Source organism: Helicobacter sp. WB40, from assembly GCF_027859275.1.
Classification (GTDB): Bacteria; Campylobacterota; Campylobacteria; order Campylobacterales; family Helicobacteraceae; genus Helicobacter_D; species Helicobacter_D ibis.
In genome coordinates this window covers 24,917-30,997 of the sequence record NZ_JAQHXS010000014.1, presented here as the reverse complement: position 1 = coordinate 30,997, position 6,081 = coordinate 24,917, and the positions used below count along the sequence as shown (strand labels likewise).

Below are 6,081 nucleotides of genomic sequence, written 5' to 3'. Positions count from 1 at the left end.
TTATAGCTATTGGTTTAGGAGCTTGTTTTGATTCATAGTTTATGTATTTAAAGAATGAAAGTAGACCTTGTTGGATAAATTGCAATGGAGTTAGCATACGAGATATTATGAAATAAAGTAACACAACACTAGCTAAGCTTGTAAAAACAACGATTACAAATTGGACATATGCTATTTTTAACACTGGTTGATTGATATCATCCACACCTTCTGACATACAAATACCATATTCAGATACAGAAGTACATACAACAAATCTTTCGCTACCATCAGACCTTATATAGTTGAATGGTTCATAGTCCTTATATTTTTTTCTAAGTTCAGAAATAGTCTTAATATCAGGATTAACTTCACCCTCCTTTTTTGGCAATAAAGTTTCATCATTACTAACAAAAACTATAGCGTTTTTATCAAAAGCAAATATTCTTCCAGGGTTATGCTTAAAAGATTCTTGCAAATCATTAACTAGCACATCTATTGCTAAAACACCAACAAATTTACCTTCATCATAAATTGATTTAGCATATGTAAAAGTAGAAAGTCCAGTAGTGACATCTATATATGGTGCTGTTATATAAACTTTATCTGACTTAGTGGCTCCAATATACCAGTCTCTAGTTCTAGCATCGTAGTTTTGTGCCTTACCATATATTACTGCATCTTCATCGGCTGCATCTGCCTCAGCATCATTTACAACTATCTCCCCAGTCGGGTGAGCTATATAAACACCTAAATAATTGCCTGCATCTCTATACGATTTCAAAATTACACCAATATTTCTCTTTAAGCTTTCCAGTGAAGATAAATCATCATAATCAAAATTGGTTGTAATATGTTTCGCTAAAGATGCTAAATTATTAACATTATCATTATCAAAGCTATACATGGAATACTGCGATACCTTAACATAATTGGTTTCGCTTTTTATTGTTTCTTCGAACACTATGTCTTTAACAAAAATAAATGTGATAACACCTAAAATAAGTAAACATACTACTGCGATAGCATTAGATGCTAGAGATAATTTCAATTTTACACTATTCATAATTGTGACACCTCCAAATTAATACAAATTTTTACAATATTTTAAATGTCCAACTAAACAATCTTTAGCAAATAACTGGACATCTAATATTAACAAGATATAAGCAGTTTTTGATTCTATCAAAATCTAACTTAAATTTTATTACATAGTTTATTATTTGCTAGTGCAGATTAAACTACTTATTGTAATAATTTGTACCTAGACTTAAATCTTGGGTCTTAAGAATTTTGTTGTTATACTTTATGGTCAGAAAATTAAATAATACTTAACTTAAGGAGTTTAATTATCAATGAAACACTTGGCTTTAAGAAATATAACCAAAGGAATTTTTATTATAATTGTTAGTATTAATTTAACTCCACTGTATTCAAAAGAGATTGTTGGTGCATGGGATACAAATATTGGACATTTAAATCCACATCTATATTCTCCAAATCAAATGTATGCACAAATAATGGTGTATGAACCATTGGTAAAATATGAGGATGGGAAATTTGTTGGGGGAATTGCAAGAGAATGGAGAATAAGCAATGATGGTAAAACATATACTTTTAAAATAGATAATAATTTACATTTCTCAAATGGTAACAGGCTAGATTCATATGCAGTTGAAGCAAACTTCAAAGCAATTTTAGAGAACGCAACAAGACATTCTTGGCTTGGACTTACAGACAAGATCCAAAGCGCAAAAGCAATAGATGAAAATACATTTGAGCTAAAATTAAGCTCCCCATACATAGCCACACTAAATGAACTTTCTCTACCAAGGCCATTTAGAATAATCGATCCAAGCTCGATGATAGATGGTAGCACAAAAGATGGCATAAAAAGTCCGGTAGGTAGTGGTCCATGGGTATTAAAAGAAAGCATACTAGGTATAAAAGATGTCTTTGTTCCAAATCCATACTATCATAAAAAGTCGGAAATATCACAATTAACGATGAAAATAATCCCAGATCCAAATTCTAGAATCTTGGCTTTAAAAAGTGGAGGGATCGATATATTGGTTGGCAAGGATATGATTTCAAGAGAAAGTTTTAAGATTCTGCAAAAGGATACAAGATATACTCTTACACAATCGATACCTCAAGGAACTTTTAATCTTGTTATAAACTCAAAAACAATAAGTGATCCAAATATAAGAAAAGCAATAATTCTAACAATCAATAAAGATGAGATATGGGATAAGATCTTGCTTCAAATAGACAAAAAAGCGGAAAATCTTTTTCAGAGGAATTTAGATTTTTGTGATGTAGAACTAAGTAAGCAGGAATTTAATTTACAAAAAAGTAAAGAGGTATTGAAAAATACAAGTTATAAAAATAAGGCAATAAGATTGGTTTATATCGCAAATAATCCAATTCAAAAGTCAATAGCACAAAGCATACAAAATGAAGCATTGAAAGTTGGAATAAATATACAGCTAGATTCAAGCGAGCCAATTGCATTTTATCAAAGGCAAAAAAATGGAGATTTTGATTTGATATTTAACGAAACATGGGGGAATCCATTTGATCCGCATTCATTTATATCGTCTATGCTAATACCTTCTCATGCAGATTATGCAGCACAAGATGGTTTGGAAAATAAAGACATTATAAGAGGATTAATAAAGTCTATACTAAACGCAGACAATAAAGACAAAATACAAAAAGAATATAAAAGTTTGCTGACTTTATTAAATAATAGCAATATATACATACCATTAAGCTATGGAGTGGTACTAGGGGTGTTTAATAATAAAAAGATTAAATCTTATAAAAGTGGTGATATGGAATATGAGTTTAGATTCGAGGATATAAAGATTAGATAATGTTTTTATTTATTATTAGAAGAATCCTAACTTTAATTCCAATACTGCTTGCTGTGTCATTTATTGTTTTTGGAATTTTAAGGCTAAGCCCAATTGACCCTGCATTTGCATATCTAACACAATCACAAATACCACCAACACAAGAAGCACTAGAGCTAACAAGAATCGAGCTTGGACTTGATAAGCCTTTTTTTGTTCAATATGGAATCTGGCTAAAAAATATACTCTCTTTTGACTTTGGAATCTCATATGTTACAAAGCGACCGGTGCTTGATGATATTTTGTATTACCTGCCTACAACGCTGAATTTAGCGTTTTTATCAATGTTTGTTGTGATTATCTTTGGTATAGCTTTAGGTGTGCTAGGAGCAATAAAAAAAGATTCCATTATTGATAAATCTCTTGGTGTGTTTTCATTTTTTTGTGTGTCTATGCCTAGTTTTTGGTTTGGATTCTGCCTTATTTATGTATTTACTATTTACTTTGGAATTCTATCTCCTTATGAAGAGTTATCATTATATAGCTATATTTTACCAGTTGCTACGCTCAGCCTTATGTCTTTAGGGATTAATACTAGGCTAGTTAGGGTTAGTTTTTTAGAACACAAATCACAAAGGAGCACACTATATGCACTAGCAAGGAATCTAAATAAATCAACAATAAATAAAAAAGTCTTATACACTTCACTATTACCTATTGTTACTTCATTAGGCATGCACTTTGGTGAGCTTTTAGGCGGTGCTGTTGTAGTTGAGATTCTATTTGGATTACCAGGTTTTGGCAGATATGCAGTAAGTGCTATATATAGTCATGATTATCCTGTAATTCAAGCTTTTATGATAATTATGGTGCTAATTTTTGTGATATTAAATTTGATGGTTGATATACTTCTTGCGTATCTAAACCCACAAATAAGATATCAAAAGGCAAAAAATGAAGCTTAAAATATCAGCTACACTAAGCATGATAATAATATTAATTGCAATTTTTGCTCCATTGATCTTTGATCATGATCCAAATTATGGTGATTTGCAAAATAAATTTTTACCTATTAGTAGTGAGCATTTGCTTGGTACGGATCATTTAGGTAGAGATATTTTAAGTAGATTAGGGCATGGTGCTAGAATCTCATTTTTTAGTGTATTTGCTATTTCTATATTAATTGTAGTTAGCTCATTTTTTATAGGGATATTATCTGGCTATAAGGGAGGAATTGTAGATAATATTTTAATGAGAATCTGCGATGTGTTTTTGACTTTTCCAACTTTTATTTTGGCATTATTTTTTATAGCTATTTTTGGGGTTGGGCTATTAAATGTAATTTTAGCTATATTTATGACACACTGGGCTTGGTATGCAAGAATGGTAAGAAGCATAACGCTAGAGATAAAATCACAAAATCATATCTTGGCAGCCAAAATGCTGGGTGATAGTGAGTTTAAAATAATGAGACAACACATTTTGCCTGTCGTGTTTTCTCAAATGATAATTTTAATAACACTTGACTTTGGGCATATGCTTTTACATGTATCTTCTTTGTCATTTTTGGGACTTGGAGTAAAAGCACCTACTGCAGAATGGGGGGTTATGATTCAAGACTTTGCGCCATATATTATGGAGTATCCACATTTGATGATATATCCCGGACTTTGCATTTTTGTATCAGTTGCAATTTTTAATACACTAGGAGAAGCCTTAAGGGATAGATATGCAATACAATCAGTAAGGTTTCATTAATGATAGAAATACAAAACATAAATCTCTATACAAAAACAAAGCATATTCTAAAAAATATAAATCTAAATATAAATAGTGGTGAGAAGGTTGCCCTACTTGGTGCAAGTGGTAGTGGCAAAAGTATGCTAATGCAGAGTATTTTAGGGATATTGCTAGAAGATATGAAATTAGATGGAAACATAGAAACAAATGAAAAATTTGGTGTAATTTTACAAAATCCATCTAGTTGCTTTTTTAATACATGTACTATTAAAAAACATTTTTTGGAGACATTTAAAGCACATAACATAAAAGAATATAACTATGGCTTAGAATATCTAAATTTAGATGCATTAGTGTTAGAAGCTTATCCATTTATGCTAAGCGGTGGGACATTGCAAAAAATAATGATATCTTTAGCATTAAGCATTAATCCTAGCTTTATCTTAGCAGATGAGCCAACTAGCAATTTAGATAGTGCTACAACTAAAAACTTGATTGATTTGATTTTAGAACAACAAGAAAATCGTAGATTTGGACTTTTGTTCATAACTCATGATATATCTTTAGCAAAATATATTGCAGATAGGATAATAATAATCGATAATGGAGAAATAATAGAGCAAAATGCAAAAACACAGATTATCACAACTCCACAACACAATAAAACAAAAGAGTTGCTAAATGAAGATAAAAAACTAGCCTTTATAGAAAAAAAAGAAAAAACAACAAATACACACAAACTAATAAGTGTAAAAAATTTAAAAAAATCATACACAAGTGGTGGGTTTTTTAACAAGGCAAAAATAAATTATGTGCTAGATGATATTAGCTTTGATTTATTTTATAAAAATAATTTAGGAATCTTAGGAAAAAATGGTGCAGGAAAATCAACAATAACAAAAATTCTACTAGGCTTAGAATCTTATGATAGCGGGGAGATAGAGATTTTAAACCATAATATAAAAGGTAATTTTCCAAAAGAATTAAGAAAAGATATTCAAAGTATTTTTCAAGATTCAAGCTATATAAATCCAAAACAAAGTGCAATAGATTCTATTTTAGAAGGATTAGAAAACTTCACACACATACAAAATAGAGAAAAAAAAGCAGAAGAATTATTAAAATTAGTGAAACTAGATTCAAGCTATATGCACAAAAAAAATGCCTACTTTAGTGGTGGAGAGCAACAAAGAATAGCTTTAGCTAGAATCTTGGCACTAGAACCAAAAATAATAATATTAGATGAAGCAATAAGTAGCCTTGATGCACATTTGCAATATAAAATGATAGAACTATTTAAAAATATACAAAAAGAAAAAAATATTACTTTTATAGTTGTATCACATGATATTCGGATTATTTTACAATTATGCAATGAAGTTATAATCTTAGATAATGGGAAAGTTTCGCTAAAAACAAGTGCAGACAATATAGAGCAAATCAAGGAGAAGCTAGATTAAAAATTATAATTTCACTTATGCTATAATCTGTGCAATTTTATTTT

At 29.9% G+C, this 6,081-nt stretch carries 5 protein-coding genes; 4 read left to right on the top strand and 1 reads right to left on the bottom strand.

The features are described from left to right. Positions 1–1,045 (bottom strand): cache domain-containing protein (locus tag PF022_RS08535; protein WP_271023539.1); only part of this gene is annotated, 1,045 nt, incomplete at its 3' end. 289 nt (positions 1,046–1,334) lie between these two features. On the opposite strand from PF022_RS08535, the gene nikA reads away from it, so the two are divergent. From nikA to PF022_RS08515, 4 genes are read left to right on the top strand one after another with little or no spacing between them, the layout of a single operon-like run. Further along, a complete protein-coding gene (nikA, locus tag PF022_RS08530; protein ID WP_271023538.1) occupies positions 1,335–2,858 on the top strand; it encodes a nickel ABC transporter substrate-binding protein in 1,524 nt (507 codons plus the stop codon). Next, entirely contained in the window at positions 2,858–3,802 is a 945-nt protein-coding gene (locus tag PF022_RS08525; RefSeq protein WP_271023536.1) for an ABC transporter permease subunit, read from the top strand. The genes nikA and PF022_RS08525 overlap by 1 nt, the downstream gene beginning before the upstream one ends. After that, complete coding sequence (gene nikC / locus PF022_RS08520) at positions 3,792–4,595, top strand: nickel ABC transporter permease subunit NikC (RefSeq protein WP_271023534.1); 804 nt, start codon at positions 3,792–3,794, stop codon at positions 4,593–4,595. Before PF022_RS08525 ends, nikC begins: the two co-directional genes overlap by 11 nt. Further along, positions 4,595–6,037, top strand: a complete 1,443-nt coding sequence (locus tag PF022_RS08515) for an ABC transporter ATP-binding protein (RefSeq protein WP_271023533.1) — start codon at positions 4,595–4,597, stop codon at positions 6,035–6,037. The genes nikC and PF022_RS08515 overlap by 1 nt, the downstream gene beginning before the upstream one ends. Positions 6,038–6,081 lie beyond the last annotated feature (44 nt).